Raw genomic sequence first — 20,326 nt, 5'->3', positions numbered from 1 at the left:
TAAGGTTTAAAACAATATAAAATTTGAGGTAGAGTATGGAAACAAATAAACTACAAGCTTCAGTTAGTAGCTTTTTAAATCAACATCCAAAAGAAAGTTTTACTGCCGAAGAAATTTTTCAACAATTAAATTTGGAAGGTGCCAGCGTTTTTAATATTTTAGTAAAAGAGTTGGCAGTAATGGAACGTGCAAATCGGGTTCACATTACGGAGAAAGGTAAATTTACTTTGCCTATTCAGTCTAATCAACAATTGGTGCATGGTGTTTTTCATGCCAACGATCGTGGCTTTGGTTTCGTAGCTGTTGATCCGGAAGTTCCTGATGTTTATATCAGCGAGGATCATACGGCGTTTGCGTTAAATCAAGACGAAGTTGATGTTCGAATTATCCGAGCAGCTAAACCAGGGGATGACAAGGGCCCAGAAGGTGTTGTTACCAAGGTTACAGACAGACACTTTACGCAGGCGGTTGGCGTTTTTAAATCGGTTCCTGATCCTGAAAATGGTGTTATTGGGGAAATTGAGTTAAAGGACAAGAAGCTTTCTTCTTATCATTTTGATGTGCTTGCTTCTGGGATCAAACCTCAGGATGGGGCTGTGATTACGGCAGAAGTAACCCAGTATCCCAATTTAAAACATCCTAAATTAATGGCGGGTTTAGCAATTGAGACCATTGGTTTTAAGGATGATCCTGGTGTTGATATTCTCCAGGTAATCTACCAACACGAGGTTCCTTATGAATTTCCAGATGATGTTAAAGAAGAGATTAAATCAATTCCTGACACAGTTACAGATGCCGAAAAGATTGGTCGTAAGGACTTAACTTCGGAAACAGTTGTGACTATTGATGGTGACGACTCGAAAGATTTTGATGATGCAGTTGGTGTGTACAAGATGGCCAATGGGCATTACCATTTGAGCGTTAACATTGCTGATGTGAGCCATTACGTTAAAGAAGGTTCACCACTAGACCATGAAGCTTATCGCCGGAGTACCAGTGTGTACTTGACTGACCGGGTGGTACCAATGCTGCCTAGAAAGTTGTCAAACGGTATCTGTTCCTTGAATCCAAATGTGGAACGTTTGGCGATGACCTGTGAAATGGAAATGGATGAAGAAGGCAAGGTTGTCAGTCACAAGATTTATCCAAGTGTTATTAAGTCTGATGCCAGAATGACTTATTCGGATGTTAACAAAATCCTTGAGGCACATGATGAAAAAACAAGGGCAAAGTATGCCGATTTGGTTCCAATGTTTGAAACAATGGGCGAATTGCACAAGCTCTTATTGAAGCGGCGTAAACGTCGTGGAGCCATTGAATTTGACGATAATGAAGCAGAAATTATCGTTGATGAAACAGGTCATCCAATTGATATTAAAGTGCGGGTTCGTGGCACTTCAGAGCGGATGATCGAATCCTTTATGTTGGCTGCCAACGAAACAGTTGCGCAACACTACTCTGAATTAAAGGTACCATTCTTATATCGTGTCCATGAAACACCAGATAGTGAGAGAATGTTGAGTTTCTTCGAATTCTTAACAAACTTTGGTTATTCAGTAAAAGGCAGTTCTAAAAACATTAAACCAAAGATGTTACAAAGTGTCTTAAAACAAGTTTCGGGTAGTGAAGAAGAAACAATGATTTCAGTCATGATGTTGCGGAGTATGAAACAAGCCAAATATTCTGAAGATTCACTGGGTCATTTTGGATTAGCTGCTCAGTATTACACGCATTTCACCTCACCAATCCGTCGTTATCCAGATATGTTTGTTCACCGACTCATTCGGCACTATGCTGAAGATGGCGTTGGTGAAGAATCTAAGGCGCAGTATGTGGATCGGATTCCTGAAATTGCAGAACATACTTCAAAATTAGAACGTCGCGGTATTGACACAGAACGTGATGTTGACGGCATGAAGAAAGCTGAATATATGGGCGACCATGTGGGTGAAGAATTCAAAGCGGTTGTGAGTTCAGTTATGAAGTTCGGTCTGTTTGTGGAATTGGATAATACAGTTGAAGGCCTAGTTCATATTAGTCAAATGAAAGATGACTATTACGAGTATGTAGAAAACCAACTTGCATTGGTTGGCCGAAACACACATCGAACTTATCAGATTGGTCAAGAAATTGAAGTCAAACTGATTCGAGTAGACAAGGATCAAAGTGAAGTTGATTTTGCATTGTTGCATCCTGAAAAAACGGCAACGAGTGAAATTCAGTTACCACCACGTCAATTTAGGAATAGTGGGAATTTTAAATCTGGTAATCGACAGGGCAATCATAATAAGAACTTTCATAAAAAATCATCAAGCACTTACAAAAATAATTCTGCCAAGAAATTTAATGAAAATAATTCACACAAGGCTACGTCAACTTCAAAAACTTACAATCGTAAAAAGTAGGAGTGATGTAAATGGCAAAGGCTAAAAAGAAGAAGCAAGATTCAGCCTTAGCACAAAACAAAAAGGCGCGTCATGACTATCTTATTTCTCAGACTTATGAGGCGGGAATGGTCCTGACGGGAACCGAAATCAAATCGGTTCGCGCTAGTCGGATTAACCTGAAAGATGGTTATGTCCAAATTCGAAATGGTGAAGCAATCCTGATGAATATTCACATTAGTGAGTATACAGAAGGTAATCAGTTTAATCATGATCCGTTACGTAATCGCAAGTTACTTTTACACAAGAAACAAATCACTGAGTTAGCTGAACAAACTCAAAATAAGGGAATCACAATAGTTCCTTTAAAAGTTTATATCAAACATGGGTTTGCCAAAGTTTTAATCGGGGTAGCTAAAGGTAAACATGAATACGATAAGCGAGAAACATTGAAACGACGCGACCAAGAACGTGAAATTGCTAAAGCTGTGAAACGATACCGTTAAAAAGGACTAGGAAAAGTATTTTCCCAGCCCTTTTTTGGTATCCATTATTTTTGTGTTTCTTTTTTTCTTTGTGCTCTTGCAATTGATGGCATAATCAAGCCTAATGCCAAAAGAATTCCTGGAGTGACAATGTTCATAACTAATTCTTGCCAGTAGGTGAATGAACTTGGTGACACGTCCTGAGGTAAAATTCCAAACGTTGCGGCGACAAACGTAATGATGAAGCACCATAAGGCCACGAGATAGGCGGTACGATCGTTTTTGATAAACACGTAGTCAGAGTGAAATTTTTGCGAATTCTTTCTGACTTGCATGAAAGCAAAGAAGATCCAACAAGTCACATAGGGTGAAACAATTCCGTTCAGATTTAGCAACCAATTGAAGATTTCATTCATGTCCGGTAAGAAGACGCCCATAAGTAGAATTCCACCAGATAATCCAGAAGTCAAAAGGTAACCATTAATAGGTCGGCCATTTCGATTAAGTTTCAATAGTTGTTTTGGCATGAAGCGTTTGCCGGTATCTAAGATTAGCATCCGGGTCATTGCGTCTAGCAATAAGGCTAGAAGAGCAAACATGTAAAGTAGTTGGGCAATTGAGAACAAAAACATCATGGAGTGCCCTAAGCCAATGTGGCGCCCAACAAAATCAAACGCATAGTAACTTCCGTTCATCTTTAAATCTGCTGGCAAATGGTGATCGTTGAAGAAAACGCCTAGTGAAAACGAACCAAAGATGGTTAGGAAACCAGCCATCACAGTCAGCATAATAATTGACTTTGGAAAGTCTCGTTTTGGATGGCGCATGCGGGTAACATAGGGTGCAACCAGCTCTGAACCGCTTGTGGCGTATATTAACAAACCTAATGTTGAAAAAAAGTGCAAATCAATTTTCGGTGTAAAAGTCGATACATGTAATGGCGCGGAAGCAATGTGTTCGCCGTGGGTCAGATTAACCACCGTTAAAACGACAAAAAGAACTGTCATAATAAACATTGCGCCACCGCCTAAAGCATTTAAAACCTGTAACGAGTTTTTGATGTGATTCTGAAGAAAAATAAAAATGATAAAAACTAAAAAGGTGAGCAAAGCAAACATCGCATTAGACATATGTTGTTCCATTGCGTTACTGCCATTGATTAACCAGCCAAAAGCGACAACCACTGAATTGGCGGTATCGACCACGTACGGAATTGAGGCCGCCCAATAAGTCCATGCCGTGAGATAACCTAGAGTGTCACCGCTAGTTTCACGTACCCAAGAGCTAAGGCCACCACCAGATTTACTAAAGGTTGAACCTAATTGACCAACCATCAGTCCGTACGGGATCACATATAAAGCAAATAAAAAGACCCATGTTGTGATGACACCAAGACCCTGGTTTTTAAAGTTATAAATAATATCATCAAAGCCGATCACATTGACGAAAGCCATAAGTCCTAAGACTGGCCAACTAATATATTTTGTATTTTTCATATTCCAAATTCCATTCTCAAAAATCATTTAATTTTAGCATAGTTTAAATCCAAAACGCTATAAAAAAATGAGACAAAAATAAATTTTTTTGCCTCAATCTTCTAAAGGGTGATTCAGATTTAATTTTTGAAGATTAAACTTGCTTTTTTAGATGATAGTAATGGTGACCAGCAACCACTTGGACGCGTTCATTTTTAAAGCCAACCCGTTGATAAAGTTTTGCGGCCTCAGGATTTTCAAAATCTACCAGTAAACCAATTTTGTGCGTGTGGACTTGTTTGCCAATTGTCGGTAAATAATTGAGCAATTGGGTGCCAATACCTTTGCCACGGTGCGTTTCAGCAACACACAAGGAGTTCAGGTACCATTCGTCTTTATCTGCCTCAGCATCTGAAAAGATGACGACTGTTTTTGGAATTTGTAATTCTTCATAGTAACGATTAAAAACGTCAAATAGTTGCTGTTCATGTTTGCCTACGTAGCCAAACATGACACCAAGAACCTCATCATGATCTTTCGCAACAATTAAGTTGGCCAGCTCACCTTGGTATTCCGGGGAAGCAAATGTCTTTTCAAAAAGCTGGGTTAGTTTTGAATTCGATAATTCGTGAAGAGCAGGCAATTCCATTTCTTCTAGGATGACTTTAATCAAGTCAACAATTTGTGGAACATCTTTTGTTTGTGCCGCTTGGATTTGCAAGTTTTTTCCTCCGTTTATTCAGTAAGTTTATTTTTATTCTTTTTATGTTCATGAATGTTATTAAAACTGGTTTCACCATTAGATAACTGCCATCCAGGGATGGATGCTGTCTTTTTGACACCACTTTTGGAATCTTTTTTAGTCCAATGATCAAGAATTGCGGCTAAACAAATACAAACAGGCTCTGTGGCCTGCGAAGTGATAAGTAGCTCATTGTAACCAGCACCATATAAAATGACAGGAGTAACGGTCATAATGCGTTTGTGGACACTGTAGACATGATGTGAACCCGTTCGCAAACTACCTGTGATGAACCATTTTAGTTTATTGATATACAAGAATTCGTGAAAAAGGCCAAAAGTTTTAGAGATCGAACCGATTTTATTACCGTTAAAAAAGATATCAAACTTAGGGAAAATTCCCACTGAGGTCTGTTTGATTTCCGCTAAGAGGTCACCTTGAATATCGTAGACAGACAGGGCATCATGGCGAATTCCCCATTTTCCAACCAGCAGATAGCAGGAATTATTGTGATCGTCACGAACAACGGTAGCGCCCTTATTGGTTGCATCTTGGTTCCTTACATAAAGCTTACGCATAAGTATACCCCCATAACAAGGCCGTTATTGGCGGTTGCTTTTGAGTTGTTCCAAAATGGCTTTACCAACCCCGTTTTCGTTATTTGAAACGGTTAAATGATTCGCAAGTTTTTTGATTTCCGGGATTGCGTTGCCCATTGCATAACTGGTATCGGCAATTCTTAGCATTGACGCATCATTTAAATTATCACCAATTGCCATTACCTGAGACATAGGAATGTTTAATTCGTCAGCATAATGTTGCAAGGCAATTCCTTTTTGAGCACGGATATTATTGATTTCAATATTAGTTCGAGAAGATGAAGTAATTGCAACTTCCACTTTTTTATTAATTTTATCTGAAACTGGCTTTAATTTTTTCGGACCTTCATTTGCAAATGCGATAATTTTAAGAATTCGAACGTTGTGATCATCAATTAGTTCCTGATAATCATCCACGTATGAAATATCCATCAATTCAACCCGAGCAGAAGCCAATGAGACGGCCAATTTAAAAGGCGTGTCAGGATTTAGATTATTTAAAAGTTGAGCCAAGTTTTGAATGTGCATGGTACGACTATTAGAAACCACTCCGTCGGCTGTTACAACTTCATAATATAAATTAGCCAAATTTAGTTCACGCATAATTTGAGTAACTGTAGCTCGGTGAAGGGGAACCATATCTAAAGCCTTACCATCAACATCATAAACTGCGGCTCCATTTAAGGTAATCATAGGAACTTGAATACCAAACTTTTCGATTAAAGGTTTGGCCTCAGAAAGCTGGCGACCAGTGGCAACGATAAAGTGAACGCCCTCACTTTGTGCTTGTTTGATTGCTGCAGCATTTTCTTCTGAAACTTCCATTTTTTCGTTGAGCAATGTGCCATCCATGTCAGAAGCAATTATTGAAATCATATTTTCACGTCCTTGTTAGGTTTTATATCTTCAGTTTAACATGAACCCTTGTTTTTTTTTAGTCATAACTCATTGGATTTAATGTTATTAAATCAATTATGGCTATGCTAGAATATGGAGGTGAGGTGTAAAAATGAAAACGTTTATTCATAATGATTGGCAAGAGGTCTTAGGACCTGAATTTGAAAAGGCTTATTATAAAGATTTGCATGATTTTTTAAAAACAGAATATCGCACACAGCTCATTCATCCTGATATGTTTCATATTTTTGAAGCATTTGAATGGACACCTTTTAATCAGGTTAAGGTTGTTATCTTAGGGCAAGATCCCTATCATGAACCTCATCAAGCACATGGCTTGAGTTTTTCAGTTTTACCTGGTGTGCGAATTCCACCTTCCTTACAAAACATTTATAAAGAATTACAAGATGATTTGGGCATTAAGCCAGTTTCACATGGTTATTTGGAGAAATGGGCCAAACAAGGTGTGTTAATGCTGAATACGGTATTAACAGTCCGCAATGGGCAGGCATTTTCACATAAAGGTAAAGGCTGGGAGCAACTAACGGATGTTGCGATTCAAAAGCTTTCGGAACGTGAAATGCCAGTTGTATTTATCTTGTGGGGAAAGGCGGCTCAAGCAAAAATTTCCTTAATTGATACGAAAAGAAACATTATTATTAAATCTGCCCATCCAAGTCCATTTTCTGCTTACCACGGTTTTTTTGGTTCTCATCCTTTTTCAAAAACGAACGCGGCTTTAAAAGCTTTAGGTGAAGAGCCAATTGACTGGCAGTTACCAGAGCATGTGGAACTTTCAGAGGACGCAAAACATAATTATCAGCAAACGAGGTAGCTCATGTTTAAGATCAAAACAAATGATGCAGAACAGACTGAAAAAATTGGTGCTCAACTTGCCCCCATTCTTGAACCCAACGATGTGCTTTTACTGGATGGCGATTTAGGTGCGGGTAAAACGACTTTTACAAAGGGATTAGCAAAAGGACTCGGAATTAAGCGCTATGTAAAAAGTCCCACATTTACGATTATTCATGAATATCACGAAGGACGGATGCCACTTTATCATATGGATGTTTATCGCCTTGAAGATGGTGGTGGCGATGACCTTGGTTGGGATGAATATTTCTTTGGTGGCGGTGTTTCTGTGATTGAATGGTCTCAATATATTCGTGATTATTTACCAGATGATTACTTAAAACTAAAAATTGCTCGTAATGACGACGATGATGATCAACGAATTTTAACTTTTGAGCCTCAAGGCCAGCATTATGAAGAATTGGTAGCTCAACTGAAAGAGGTTCTTGAATGAGTGAAGAAGTGACCATTGTTGAAGCCACCCGAGAAGATGCAGATGAAGTATTGAAATTATTGAAACAACTAGATCAAGAAACGGAAACATTTACGGTTGAAGATGATTTAAACAAATTGACAGCAGCGACTGAAGAAAAGCAACTTGAACTGATTCAACAGAGTCGTGAAAACTTGATTCTGTTGGCAAAATATCAGGGACATGCAATTGGGTTAGCTTCAGTAATGAAGGACGAAACTACTGAATTAGGAGAAGTAGGCGTTGCCGTATTGAAGTCATTTTGGAATCAAGGGTTGGGAACCGCGCTAGTTGAAGAAACCATTACTTGGGGTGAGTCGTTTAGCTGGTTACCAGGATTAATGTTAACAGTTCAGGAACGTAATCAGGGAGCTTATCACATTTATCGAAAACTAGGTTTCAAAGACATTCAGCGTAACAAAATAGGATTCCATGATAAAAATGGAATCCCCTATGCAACAGTAGATATGCAGCTTTTATTTAGTTAATCATCCGCACAAACGGTTTTAACTGTTCTGCACCAAAATTATTTGCTTCATATAACAAAATATTGGCGCAGGCTAGACTATCGTCTAACGCATTGTGATGATGATTGAGCTCGATGCCCAAGTGGGTGCAAACTGTGTCTAATTTATGGTTCTCAAATTCCGGGAAAAATTTACGACTAGAGCGCACCGTATCCAAAGTTAGGTAGTGAGTACGCTGAAGTTCATAATGTTCAAGACAACTTTTTAAAACACCGTTATCAAATGGCGCGTTATGAGCCACAATCAGTTGATTGGTCTGAAAAAAGGGATTAATAACCTGCCAAATTTCTGGAAAACTCGGTGCATCAACGACATCTTCTTCATGAATCCCATGAATTTGAACGTTTCGCCAATTAAACTCAGTATCTGGTTTAATAAGGGAATAAAATTCATCGGCAACCTGGTTATTGCGCACAATTGTTAGTGCTAAGGAACAGGCACTATACCGTTTGGGAGAGGCTGTTTCAAAATCCATGGCAACAAAATTCATAACAAAAAGTCCTTTCGAAAATGATTAATTTAGAAGTAGTTAGAAAAACTGGTCATGAATAATAATTAGAACCAAGTATTTCTAGTGGTTTTATTATAATCTGAAGCAATCTATAAAGATAGTATTAACTCTGTGTGAGTTTATTAAAGGTATGATAGGGGATCGCAATATGAAAAAAATTGGAGTACTTGGTCTAGGTAATATTGCTCAAAAGGCTTATTTGCCGGTCATCACGTCGCTACAGGATACTTATGAATGGCATTTTTGCACTCGCAACGCAGATAAAAGACAAAAATTGATGCGGCAGTATGGGATAACTCATGGTGAAGGAAATGTGGAAGAATTAATTGCTCAAAAACCAGCTGCAGTATTTGTTCATACGCCAACAGCTACCCATTATCAAATTATCAAAGCTTTGTTAGAGAACAATATTAACGTGTACGTGGACAAACCAGTTTCAGAAAACTTTGAAGAGGTTGAGGAACTATATCGACTGGCAAAAGAGCGTCAACTGATTTTAACCTGTGGGTTTAATCGTCGGTTTGTGCCAATGAATCAGAAATTAAAGGAATTGTCTAATAAGCAGGTGATTCGTGGTACAAAAATTCGTGAAAATGGCGCACAAGAAACAAAGTTTGCAATTTATGATTTGCTAATTCATGTGGTTGATACGGTTAATTTTCTGTTAGATGAACCAATTGAAAGCCAAGAAACTACTCTATTTACCGAAAATAGTAATTTACATCAAGCCATTGTGTCACTAAAAACCAAACATAGCTTAGCAACTGCCGAGATTAATTTAATCGGTGGCGTAAATGAGGAAACAACCTCACTTGAAACTAAGAGAGGACTAGCCACAGTCGAGAATTGTCAGAACTATACGTTGAAAACGCCGCAAGGGCAACAAAAAATAGCCTCTCCAGATTGGCAACCAACTTTGGTCACAAGAGGTTTCGATCCATTGATTCGTCAATTCTTGGCCGCAATAGATGGTCAGCAAGCCAATCCGGTATCACCGGAATCTGCAATCGAGAGTCATCGTATTTGTCGGGATGCTGTTCGTCAATTTGAAGTGTTAAAATAGAATTTAATCGTAAATTGAAAGGACTCGTATGATTTTGCAAACGATAACTGAAACATTTCCAGACATTCAAATATTAGAACGTGAGCCACTGTCAAAGTATACAAATACTAAAACGGGTGGACCAGCCGATTACTTAGCTTTCCCCAAAACTGTAGAGCAGGTAAGTCAATTATTAGACTGGGCCAATCAACAGGAAATGCCATTGACAGTTGTGGGAAATGCAAGTAATTTAATTGTCCGAGATGGCGGAATTCGTGGTTTGACGGTCATCCTTACAAAAATGAAAGAAATTCAGGTGACTGGAAACCAGGTCGTTGCCGAAGCCGGGGCTGCGCTGATTCAGACCACTGAAGTTGCCTACCAAGCTGGTCTAACAGGAATAGAGTTTGCTGCAGGAATTCCAGGTAGCGTCGGTGGCGCTGTTTTCATGAACGCTGGGGCTTATGGTGGCGAAATTAGTGAAGTCGTTAGTGAGGCTAAAATTTTGACACGTCAAGGTCAAATCCGAACGCTCACTAATCATGAATTGGATTTTGGTTATCGTCACAGTAGTATTCAAGACTATGATGATATTGTGTTATCGGCAACGTTTAATTTGAAATCTGGGGATGCAGAAAAGATTAGGTCACGGATGGATGAATTAAATCGATTGAGAGCCTCTAAACAGCCACTGGAGTATCCTTCCTGTGGGAGTGTGTTTAAACGACCAACAGGCTATTTTACCGGTAAATTGATTCATGAATCTGGCCTTCAAGGTTTTCAGATTGGTGGTGCACAAGTTTCCCAGAAACATGCAGGATTTATTATTAATGTGGGTGGGGCAACTGCCACGGACTATCTCAATGTTATTCATCATGTTCAAAATACCGTTTTTGAAAAGTTTGGGGTTCATTTACAAACAGAAGTACGCATTATCGGTGAAAAATAAAGTCATGAAAATTAAGTGGCAGAGATTATCTTATTTTTGATGTTTCAGAAATAATATTCGGGAAACACAACGAAACCGCAACAAAAGCGTAATTTTTGTTGCGGTTTTTTTGCTTTTTATTGCCAAATCTCATATTTTCCACTCTTTTAATTTGTGTTTCGAATTACGCGGAGAACCACATAGATGATACTTTGAAGTAAGGTCATTAAAAATACGAAAGCCAACATTTGTAATGACCACATGTTAAAGATTGGTTTTAAAACCCATTCAGGACTAATCAAGAGGTAGATGGTATGTAAACGTAAAAAACGGCCAATGAAAATGCCAATGGAAGACAGAGTTGTAAAGACGCCTACAATTCCCATTTCGACGATCCGATGATGAATGTGGTAACGTTTGACAATTGATCTGGTGACCTGAGTCATGCTCCACATGCCAAGCATGACGCTGGGGATGACAGCTAGTAACATATAAATATAATAAATCCACATTGAAATTGATAAACGAATTAAGCCTGTATCAGCGTAAGGATGCAACAAACTGAGATGGAAAAGATCCGTTAATAGGTAAGGCGCATTTGGATAAAATAGTAACCACAATAAAATAACTAACCAAAAAACGAGTGAATTTTTTGGTCGATTTGAACCAATGTGAAAGGCAAATTCAATTGGTATATACGCTAAAAAAGTGTTGAGTAGCAAAAAATGATATGGTGGATGTACAAAAAAAGCAATGTATAGTAAACCCAAGCCATAACAAAGTCGAATTATCCATTTTGTCTTTGTAGTCATAGTGTTTTCCTCGCTAGGTTTATTGTAGCAGATGGAAAGAATATTTTGCTATAAAATGACCGGATTCTGAAGTTTTTCTTAAGGGTCTCTGTGCTATAATTATTTTTGTATTGGTTTGGAGGAAAAAACAAATGAATTTTGCTTGGGATCGACTGATTACTTTACATAACTTTATGAACCTAATCGATATCCTCGTGGTTTGGTTTGTGATTTATGAATTAATCATGTTGTTGAGGGGAACAAAAGCCGTTCAACTTTTTCGAGGGATAATTGTCATTATCTTGATCAAAGTGGTGAGTGTCCTTCTTGGATTAAGCACCGTTTCATGGATTATGGATCAAGTTATCAACTGGGGTGTAATTGCCATGGTTGTCATATTTCAGCCTGAAATTCGGCGTGGACTGGAACACTTGGGCCGTGGGTCTATGTTCGTCAAAAACAAAACTCAAAATGAAGCTGAAAAACATATGATTGCAGGGCTTGATAAGGCCATTCAATATATGTCAAAGCGGCGTATTGGGGCACTAATCACCATCCAAATGGATACGGGGTTAGAGGATTATATTGAAACTGGGATTGCGCTAGACGCCGATATTACTGGTGAACTACTAATCAATATATTTATTCCTAATACCCCACTTCATGATGGGGCAGTGATTATTAAGGATAATAAGATAGCTGTTGCGGCTGCCTATCTTCCCTTATCACAAAGTACGATGATTCCTAAAGAACTGGGCACACGACATCGAGCGGCAGTTGGTATTAGTGAAGTTACGGATGCCGTTACGGTTGTGGTTTCTGAAGAAACTGGTGAAATTTCTATTACAAAAGATAATGAATTATTGCGTAATATGACACAAGAAGATTATCTGCGTTACTTCCGCGATCAGTTTCTCAGTGATGAGGTACCAGAAAATCACAATGTTATTCAAGACTTCTTGGAGGGCATTACTTCCTTCTTCAAAGGGGGTCCGAAAAAATGAAAAAATTTTGGACAGAACGTTGGGTTTACCGATTTTTGGCGTTAGTTTTAGCAGTTCTTCTCTTTTTTTACGTGAAATCAGATCGAATGAATTCAGGCAACGTTTCTACTAGTGGCGGTTCCAGTGACACAGCGCTGATGGCAAATAAATCAAAAACATTAACGGTTCCCCTTGAATTGGACGTAAACAGTAGTAAGTACTTGGTTAGCGGGTATCCCTCAAAAGTAAAAATTAAAATTACTGGGCCAAGTGCATTGGTCACAACCACTACTAACACACAGAATTTTAAGGCATATGTCTCTCTTCGAAAACTGGGGCTTGGTGAGCATAAGGTTCGGATTAAAGAAGAAGGTTTGAACAAAGAACTTTCATACAGTTTTGAACCTGAAACGATTAAGGTGACAATCGCCAATCGACGAACGAAGACATTTGCAATTCAGCCAGAAATTAATCAAGACGCGATTGCAAAAGGGTATGAAAGCAAGGCTGCCATTTTACGTTCCCAGACAGTTTCGGCAACAGGTTCGGTTTCAGAAATCAATCGAATTACACAAGTTGTGGCTAAGGTTAATTTACCCAACAACACAAAACAGGATGTGACAAGTCAAGTGTTGTTACAGGCACTGGATAATTCTGGCGATACAGTAAATGTTATCCTAAGTCCACAAACAGTCAGTGTGACCGTGCCTGTCGAAAAATCGACGAGTTCATCAAGCAGTGGATCAGATGAAGAGTCGTCTAGTACTGAGGCTGATAATAAACGGACTAAGAGTTCATCAAGTTCGTCCCAAGAAACTAGTTCGGCGAGTTCAACTTCATCAAGTAGTACAAGTTCAAAAAGTAATTAAATTCAAAAGTTAGGAATGAGGAAAATTATGGCATTAAAATATTTTGGAACTGATGGTGTACGAGGAATAGCAAATGAAAGCTTAACGCCTGAAATGGCCTTTCAATTAGGAAGAACGGGAGGCTATGTTTTAACCCAGCACGCTGAAAATAAAAACGAACAACCACGGGTATTGGTTTCCCGTGATACACGAATTTCAGGACAATTACTTGAAACAGCTTTGATTTCCGGTCTCTTATCAGTCGGAATTGAAGTTTTAAATATGGGGGTTGTGACCACTCCTGGGGTGGCTTACTTAGTTCGAAAACAAGAAGCCGATGCGGGTGTTATGATCACAGCTTCACATAATCCTGTACAGGATAATGGAATCAAGTTCTTTGGTGCAGATGGTTACAAACTTTCTGATGAACTAGAGGGTGAAATTGAGGTTCTCTTGGACAAAGAAACCGATGACTTACCACGTCCTTCTGCTGAAGGCTTAGGAACTGAAAATGATTATCCAGAAGGCGCTTTGAAGTATACCCAATTTCTAGAACAAACGATCCCAGATGATTTGGACGGTTTGCACATTTGTGTAGATTCTGCTAATGGTGCCACTAGTGGTTTTGTTTCTCAAATTTTTGCCGATCTTGGTGCAGATTTTGATACCATGGCCACTTCGCCGAATGGCTTGAATATTAATGCCAATGTGGGTTCTACTCATCCAGAGCAATTACAAAAATTTGTTGTCGAAAAAGGCGCTGATTTAGGGGTCGCTTTCGATGGTGATGGTGATCGGTGTATCGCAGTAGATGAATTGGGAAATATCGTTGATGGCGACAAAATCATGTACATTTGTGGAAAATATCTCAGCAAACGTGGTCGTCTCAAGAAAGACACAGTGGTCACAACTGTTATGAGTAATTTAGGCCTATACAAGGCACTTGAAGCAAATGGTCTTCACTCCGTGCAAACACAAGTTGGTGACCGTTATGTGGTTGAAGAAATGTTAAAAAATGGCTATAACGTTGGTGGTGAACAATCTGGTCACGTTGTTTTCCTTGATTTTAATACAACTGGTGACGGGATGCTGACTGCCTTACAGTTAATGAATATCGTTAAACAGACTGGCAAAAAGTTATCTGAATTAGCAGCTGAAGTTAAAACTTATCCACAGAAATTAGTTAATGTAAAAGTCCAAGACAAAAAGGCCGCTTTGAATAATGAAAAAGTTCAGGCAATCATCAAAACGGTCGAAAAAGAAATGAATGGCGAAGGTCGTGTGTTAGTTCGCCCAAGTGGGACCGAGGACCTATTACGAGTAATGGCCGAAGCTTCTACCAAGGAAGAAGTTTCTGCATATGTTGATCGCATTGTAGATGTCGTGCGTGAAGAAGTTGGTGCTTAGAATTAAAAAATGAGTAGTTATTGTTATCGAGAAGTTTAAAAACGATAACAGTAACTATTTTTTTGTCCCAATACTAAAATAGACCAATCTAGAGAACTAAATAAACCAAATATGATTAAAACAGTTGACAATCCTTTTAATTAGCGATAAATTTATAGATGTTTCAAGCGTACCAATTTTAATTATCTATATATACCAATTATAACTTATTTGTAAAGGATGTCAGCTATGTGTGGAATTGTCGGTGTAACAGGAAGAACAGATACAGTCGAAATTTTGATTTCTGGATTAGAAAAATTGGAGTACCGAGGCTATGATTCTGCCGGAATTTATGTAAATACTGCAGAAAAACAAGCTCATTTAGTTAAGGCAAGAGGAAAAATTACAGATTTGAAACTTAAATTAACCCCTGAGATTAAGGGAACTGCTGGAATTGGTCATACAAGATGGGCAACAAACGGAGTGCCAAGTATCGAAAATGCGCATCCACAGTTTTCTGCAGATGATCGTTTTTATTTAGTTCATAATGGTGTGATTGAAAATTATGAGGAATTAAAAGCACAGTATTTAAGTGATGTTGAGTTTGTAAGTCAAACAGATACTGAAGTGGTTGTGCAACTTGTTGATCACTTTGTCGTTCAAGAAAACATGACAACAAAACAGGCGTTTAGAAAAACGTTGAGTTTATTGAAGGGTTCTTCTTACGCTTTCTTATTAATGGACCATGAAGAACCAGATACCCTGTATGTTGCAAAAAACAAAAGTCCCTTGTTAATTGGACTAGGTGATGAATTTAATGTTGTTTGCAGCGATGCACTCGCTATGTTGAATGTCACCAAAGACTTTTTGGAATTACACGATGGGGAAATGGTGGTCGTTACGCCACAGGCAGTTGAAATTACGGATCAAACTGGGAAGCAAGTAAAACGGGACTCTTTCCACGTTGATTTGGATCCAAAGGAAACGGATCGGGGTGCCTATCCTTATTACATGTTGAAAGAAATCGATGAACAGCCTGCAGTTTTACATCGAATTCAAAAAGCATATCTAGAGTCTGGCGACAAACCTGCGATTTCTCCCGATTTATTGGAAGCCATGAAACAAGCTGATCGTTTGTACATCGTGGGCGCAGGAACAAGTTACCACGCTGGCCTGGTTGGCAAACAATTATTTGAAAAGTTGACTGAGATTCCTACCGAGGTGGTTTTGGCCTCTGAGTTTGCTTATGCAGATCCAATGCTTTCCAAACATCCATTTTTCATTTTCTTAACTCAAAGCGGAGAAACAGCAGATAGTAGGCAAGTTTTGGTTCGCGTCAATGAAGAGTGGCACGCACCAAGTTTAACGATTACCAATGTTGAAAACTCAACGTTATACAGAGAAGCCACCTATCAATTGTTGTTGAACGCAGGTCCAGAAATTGCTGTAGCTTCAACGAAAGCATATACTGCTCAAATTGCTGTGGAAGCCGTTGTGGCTAAAGCGCTTGGAATGGCACGTGGTGTTGAGGTTGCGAAGAACTTTGACTTGCAGCGAGAATTGAGTTTGGCTGCAAATGCAATTCAAGCCATTGTAGACGAAAAAGCGAAAATCAAAGAGATTGCCCATGAAGATTTGGCTAAAACCCGCAATGCGTTTTATATTGGTCGTGGTGTGGATTACTTTGTTGCTTTAGAAGCTGCATTGAAGCTCAAAGAAATTTCATATATTCAGGCTGAGGGCTTTGCTTCAGGTGAGTTAAAACACGGCACAATTGCGTTAATTGAAGATCAAACGCCAGTTATCGCGCTTATTACGCAGGGGAAAACGGCTAGTCACACACGAAGTAATATCCAAGAGGTGAAGTCGCGTGGGGCTCAAGTGTTGGCAATTGTTTCCGAAGAATTAGCCAAACCTGATGATAAAATCGTGATCCCAACAATTTCTGAATTACTCATGCCATTAATAAGTGTGATTCCCGCTCAATTGTTAGCATACTATGCCAGCCTAGAGCGCGGATACAATGTTGATCAGCCAAGAAATTTAGCCAAAAGTGTCACAGTAGAATAAAGAAGAATGAAGTGCCTTACCATTTCCATCGTTTGGTAAGACTCTTTTTTTGTGGAAAAGTCTTTCTTTTAAATGTTAAGTTTTAGTTACAATCAATATATGAGCCTTGAAGAAGCTTGATTTGTAGGGATTTAGCAAATGTCGGTAATTTTTGGATGTTTCAATACAATTAAAGGCATTAATTTTTCCGGATTTAAGTTATATACTTATATTTAAGATGACTAAGATACGGGGGAAGCAGTATGCATAAACGATGGATAACATTTGTTTCATTCTTAATATTACTTTCGGCGGTTGCTGTTTTTAGCACACATACAAAAGCGGTTCATGCAGATTCACCACAGGCGTTTATTTCGCGGTTAACACCTGATGTTAAAACAGTTTCCAATAAATATAATTTATATGGATCTTTGATGATGGCTCAAGCAGCCTGTGAAAGTGCTTGGGGACAAAGTCAATTGGCGGTCAAAGGTAATAATTATTTTGGAATTAAAGGTACATATAACGGGAAATCGGTGACGATGCGGACGGCTGAGTACACTTCATCGGGCAAGCTTTACTATACAAACGCAAAGTTCCGAAAATATCCTAATGTAAAGGCATCGTTGAATGATAACGGGAAAGTGCTTCGTTATGGAACGGCGTGGAACAGTTCCTATTACAAAGGAACTTGGAAAGAAAACGCGTCAACGCCTGAAGCTGCAGCTAATTACTTAACTGGTCGTTATGCAACTGCACCTTCCTATGCGAAGTCTTTAATTAGCATTATCAAGGGATACAATTTGCATGCGTTGGTTGATGGAGTCGCAGTTAAATATACGACAAAGAAACTAACTATGCAGGTCAGATTAAAGCCTGGTCATAATTTCTATACACATATTCCCGGTAGTACGTATGCCTATAAACTTAAGCATTATGGAACAACCTATAAAGGAAAAACAATTACGATTAATAACCAAGGTGTTAAGCGTGGAGCTAAAACACCGTACTATCGCTGCTATTATAAGGGAAAATTAATTGGCTGGATTTATTCTACTGCCGTTGTGCAGGTCGCAAGGTATAAGACAGTTAAAAAGACAGCCACAGTGAGTGCGGCACCTTCCAATGATTTTTATAACCATTTGACCTATAGTGTTTACGCGACTAAACGACTTCATTATGGTAAGACGTATAAAAATCGGAATGTGACAATTAATATGCAAGCCCTCCGCGTCGGAACTAGGACACCATATTATCGTTGCTATATTGGTAGTAAGCAAATTGGTTGGATTTATGGTGGTGCTTTAACTAATGTGGTTGATGCTTAACACAATTTATTAAAGAAGTATGAGCAAAAATTAAAAACACTGTAGACTAAAATGAGAAAATGAGGTATATTGTAATTACCATTTATTTATTTCCTCTTCCTGTTTACCCCAAATGAACATAGTTGAGGGACATCTCTACGATGTATACATCAGATGGTGAGGATCAGAATTACATTCTGGTCCTTTTTTATTACCCTTTAAATATTTTAAAAAAATAGTTTGACACCGCTTACATAAAAAGGTATGATTACCTTTGAAAGGTAGTAGTGCATCTCCTCTACCTTTAATCAATTCTCTTTCTCTCTTATGCCAAAAAGGTGTGTTCTGAACGGAAATTCAGAACACTCTTTTTTTCTTTTTGAAAATCACTTGCTTCACAGATTGTTTGTCCTCTATACTTAATGGTGGAGGAATGATACTGATGGGACAACGACAACAAACATTTACATTAATTGAAGAAATTACGCGTAATGATGGTTCAAAATATACAGAGATTGCAAACATGATCATGAATGGGCGCGCTGAATTAGCAGCGGAACGTCATTTTATTAAGGAAGTTCGAATTTTGCAATTGAACATTCCACATTCTGCTCATGTTGTGAATTATGAGGATTATATTAACGAACGCTATCAGGTGCCCGAAGAAGATATGGATCATTGGGAAGAATGGAAAAAAGACGATAAGATTATGACGGATTTTAATGCTGTTTTAAAAGAAAATCATATTTCATAAGTTATATTCCGGTCAAAACTGACTATCTGGGCATCAATTATTAAAATTTAGTTGACAAGTCTGTGGTTTTCATGATATAACTATAAACATAGTAATGCTCCGTAGTTCAGTGGTAGAATAATTGACTGTTAATCAAGAGGTCGCTGGTTCGAGCCCAGCCGGAGCAGTATATATGATTTTGAGGTCGTTATACAACGGTAAAACGTTGATATAACGACCTTTTTTATTTTCCAGTCTTTTGAATGTCATTGGCATAGTAACATTTTCATTTGAGTTGGTAACTGCTAAACTAAAGTGAGCTAAAATTTTTCAGAGTAGTAGTTATTATGAATTTATGTAGTTACAGATCCACCATATTCAGTTTTTGTGAATTTAGGTCCTCAAATATAAAATTCTCGGGGGGGAGTAATTAAAGTGAATAGAATTAGACGTATCACGATTTGGATGGTCAGTATCATTTGTTTACTCGTACTTTTTACTTTTGTTCAGTCGACGGCACCGACATATATTGAATCAAGTCGAACGCGTATGAAATCAATGGAATGCAGGGTGGGGTTGATAGTAAAAAGTTTAATAGGGTGGTTACAAATTACACCAACAAACATCATGTTTCGGCTATAAAGGTGTTTAATGTGCAAACCGTAAACGATACAGGAAATACCCAAACTAAAATGTACGTTTATGGAAAGGCCAGAGTGCCTAAAGAATCGCTTGCTTCAAAACAAGAGATGCAAACGAGTGATATTCGTTATCCCCTTTACTTTGTCGGGCATGTTAGTCAGGGTTCGATTCAACGAATGTTTAAACGTAATGGTATCCAGTACGCCCAAATCAACGAGAGTTGGAATTGGAATATTTCTAATTTTCTGAATACCACCCAAATATCTAGTATTCTAATATTGGTTTTTTTAGTAATGGGAATCGTTATTATTTTGGCTAATTTACATAACTTAAAAAAAGCCAATGTTCGTAATTTGTTGGGCATGTCGAATTTTGATGATGCGTTTGACACTTTTGTAGATGATCAAGGCTGTTTTTTAAGTAGTTATTTACTTGGCATTGTTGTGCTGATAATTTATATGTGGATAAGTAAGTTCACGAATTGTTATCGAATCATGGCTTATTTTGCATTGTTGTTATACTTAGGAGTTATTTTGGTAACTGGAGTAGCTGCTATCTTAAGGGCCCATTCACATTCTGAACGAACCATTATTGGTGCCATCAAAGGTAATGTTAAAAATAGGCTTGCTTTTTATATTAATATGATTACGCGAATTTTATAATCAAGTTA

20 protein-coding genes and 1 tRNA gene are annotated in these 20,326 nt (G+C 38.3%); 15 read left to right on the top strand and 6 right to left on the bottom strand.

Annotated elements, in window-relative coordinates:
- The first annotated feature begins 35 nt into the window (after positions 1-35).
- Both rnr and smpB read left to right on the top strand, forming a co-directional pair.
- A complete protein-coding gene (rnr, locus tag DD627_RS03330) occupies positions 36-2,405 on the top strand; it encodes a ribonuclease R (protein WP_260266930.1) in 2,370 nt (789 codons plus the stop codon).
- A gap of 11 nt (positions 2,406-2,416) precedes the next feature.
- Entirely contained in the window at positions 2,417-2,890 is a 474-nt protein-coding gene (gene smpB / locus DD627_RS03325; protein WP_057784296.1) for an SsrA-binding protein SmpB, read from the top strand.
- Positions 2,891-2,934: 44 nt separating this feature from the next.
- Here smpB and DD627_RS03320 read toward each other — a convergent pair whose 3' ends face one another.
- The 4 genes from DD627_RS03320 to DD627_RS03305 form a co-directional block, all read right to left on the bottom strand.
- Entirely contained in the window at positions 2,935-4,365 is a 1,431-nt protein-coding gene (locus tag DD627_RS03320) for an APC family permease (RefSeq protein ID WP_068808230.1), read from the bottom strand.
- Positions 4,366-4,498: 133 nt separating this feature from the next.
- On the bottom strand, positions 4,499-5,065 hold the full coding sequence (locus DD627_RS03315) for a GNAT family N-acetyltransferase (protein WP_068808227.1): 567 nt from the start codon (positions 5,063-5,065) through the stop codon (positions 4,499-4,501).
- A 14-nt stretch (positions 5,066-5,079) separates the two neighbouring features.
- On the bottom strand, positions 5,080-5,664 hold the full coding sequence (locus DD627_RS03310) for an LURP-one-related/scramblase family protein (protein ID WP_068808222.1): 585 nt from the start codon (positions 5,662-5,664) through the stop codon (positions 5,080-5,082).
- Between the two features lie 24 nt (positions 5,665-5,688).
- Positions 5,689-6,561, bottom strand: coding sequence for a Cof-type HAD-IIB family hydrolase (locus DD627_RS03305; protein ID WP_057784305.1), 873 nt, complete (start codon positions 6,559-6,561; stop codon positions 5,689-5,691).
- Positions 6,562-6,694: 133 nt separating this feature from the next.
- Between DD627_RS03305 and DD627_RS03300 the strand changes: the two genes are divergently transcribed.
- The 3 genes from DD627_RS03300 to DD627_RS03290 are packed head-to-tail and all read left to right on the top strand — an operon-like array spanning position 6,695 to position 8,397.
- A complete protein-coding gene (locus DD627_RS03300) occupies positions 6,695-7,417 on the top strand; it encodes a uracil-DNA glycosylase (RefSeq protein ID WP_057784307.1) in 723 nt (240 codons plus the stop codon).
- A gap of 3 nt (positions 7,418-7,420) precedes the next feature.
- Positions 7,421-7,891, top strand: coding sequence for a tRNA (adenosine(37)-N6)-threonylcarbamoyltransferase complex ATPase subunit type 1 TsaE (tsaE, locus tag DD627_RS03295; RefSeq protein WP_057784309.1), 471 nt, complete (start codon positions 7,421-7,423; stop codon positions 7,889-7,891).
- The gene (locus DD627_RS03290; RefSeq protein WP_260274853.1) at positions 7,888-8,397 is read left to right on the top strand and encodes a GNAT family N-acetyltransferase; all 510 of its coding nucleotides are present in this window, start codon (positions 7,888-7,890) and stop codon (positions 8,395-8,397) included. Before tsaE ends, DD627_RS03290 begins: the two co-directional genes overlap by 4 nt.
- Here the strand turns inward: DD627_RS03290 and DD627_RS03285 are convergent.
- Positions 8,390-8,926, bottom strand: coding sequence for a 3'-5' exonuclease (locus DD627_RS03285; protein ID WP_260266927.1), 537 nt, complete (start codon positions 8,924-8,926; stop codon positions 8,390-8,392). The genes DD627_RS03290 and DD627_RS03285 overlap by 8 nt on opposite strands.
- A gap of 169 nt (positions 8,927-9,095) precedes the next feature.
- On the opposite strand from DD627_RS03285, the gene DD627_RS03280 reads away from it, so the two are divergent.
- Together DD627_RS03280 and murB are read left to right on the top strand one after the other, a co-directional pair.
- On the top strand, positions 9,096-10,010 hold the full coding sequence (locus tag DD627_RS03280) for a Gfo/Idh/MocA family protein (RefSeq protein ID WP_260274854.1): 915 nt from the start codon (positions 9,096-9,098) through the stop codon (positions 10,008-10,010).
- 28 nt (positions 10,011-10,038) lie between these two features.
- Complete coding sequence (gene murB, locus DD627_RS03275; RefSeq protein ID WP_068808210.1) at positions 10,039-10,938, top strand: UDP-N-acetylmuramate dehydrogenase; 900 nt, start codon at positions 10,039-10,041, stop codon at positions 10,936-10,938.
- A 146-nt stretch (positions 10,939-11,084) separates the two neighbouring features.
- On the opposite strand, the gene DD627_RS03270 is transcribed toward murB, so the two are convergent.
- Complete coding sequence (locus DD627_RS03270; RefSeq protein WP_057784319.1) at positions 11,085-11,729, bottom strand: DUF1361 domain-containing protein; 645 nt, start codon at positions 11,727-11,729, stop codon at positions 11,085-11,087.
- A gap of 131 nt (positions 11,730-11,860) precedes the next feature.
- Between DD627_RS03270 and cdaA the strand changes: the two genes are divergently transcribed.
- The 8 genes from cdaA to DD627_RS03230 all read left to right on the top strand — a co-directional run bounded on the left by cdaA (position 11,861) and on the right by DD627_RS03230 (position 20,318).
- Positions 11,861-12,712, top strand: a complete 852-nt coding sequence (cdaA, locus tag DD627_RS03265; protein ID WP_057784321.1) for a diadenylate cyclase CdaA — start codon at positions 11,861-11,863, stop codon at positions 12,710-12,712.
- A complete protein-coding gene (locus tag DD627_RS03260; RefSeq protein WP_057784322.1) occupies positions 12,709-13,560 on the top strand; it encodes a CdaR family protein in 852 nt (283 codons plus the stop codon). Before cdaA ends, DD627_RS03260 begins: the two co-directional genes overlap by 4 nt.
- Positions 13,561-13,587: 27 nt before the next feature.
- Complete coding sequence (glmM, locus tag DD627_RS03255) at positions 13,588-14,946, top strand: phosphoglucosamine mutase (protein ID WP_260274855.1); 1,359 nt, start codon at positions 13,588-13,590, stop codon at positions 14,944-14,946.
- Between the two features lie 228 nt (positions 14,947-15,174).
- The gene (glmS, locus tag DD627_RS03250; protein WP_260274856.1) at positions 15,175-16,995 is read left to right on the top strand and encodes a glutamine--fructose-6-phosphate transaminase (isomerizing); all 1,821 of its coding nucleotides are present in this window, start codon (positions 15,175-15,177) and stop codon (positions 16,993-16,995) included.
- 242 nt (positions 16,996-17,237) lie between these two features.
- A complete protein-coding gene (locus DD627_RS03245; protein ID WP_057784325.1) occupies positions 17,238-18,302 on the top strand; it encodes a glucosaminidase domain-containing protein in 1,065 nt (354 codons plus the stop codon).
- 421 nt (positions 18,303-18,723) lie between these two features.
- Positions 18,724-19,035, top strand: a complete 312-nt coding sequence (locus DD627_RS03240) for a hypothetical protein (RefSeq protein ID WP_260274857.1) — start codon at positions 18,724-18,726, stop codon at positions 19,033-19,035.
- Between the two features lie 95 nt (positions 19,036-19,130).
- A tRNA-Asn gene (locus DD627_RS03235) sits at positions 19,131-19,202 on the top strand.
- Between the two features lie 375 nt (positions 19,203-19,577).
- A complete protein-coding gene (locus DD627_RS03230) occupies positions 19,578-20,318 on the top strand; it encodes a bacteriocin-associated integral membrane family protein (RefSeq protein ID WP_260274858.1) in 741 nt (246 codons plus the stop codon).
- Positions 20,319-20,326: the final 8 nt, after the last annotated feature.

The sequence above is a fragment of the Pediococcus sp. genome (assembly GCF_003533255.1).
Classification (GTDB): Bacteria; Bacillota; Bacilli; order Lactobacillales; family Lactobacillaceae; genus Pediococcus; species Pediococcus parvulus.
The sequence above is the reverse complement of the archived record's forward strand: the minus strand, read 5'-3'. Positions and strand labels throughout refer to the sequence as shown.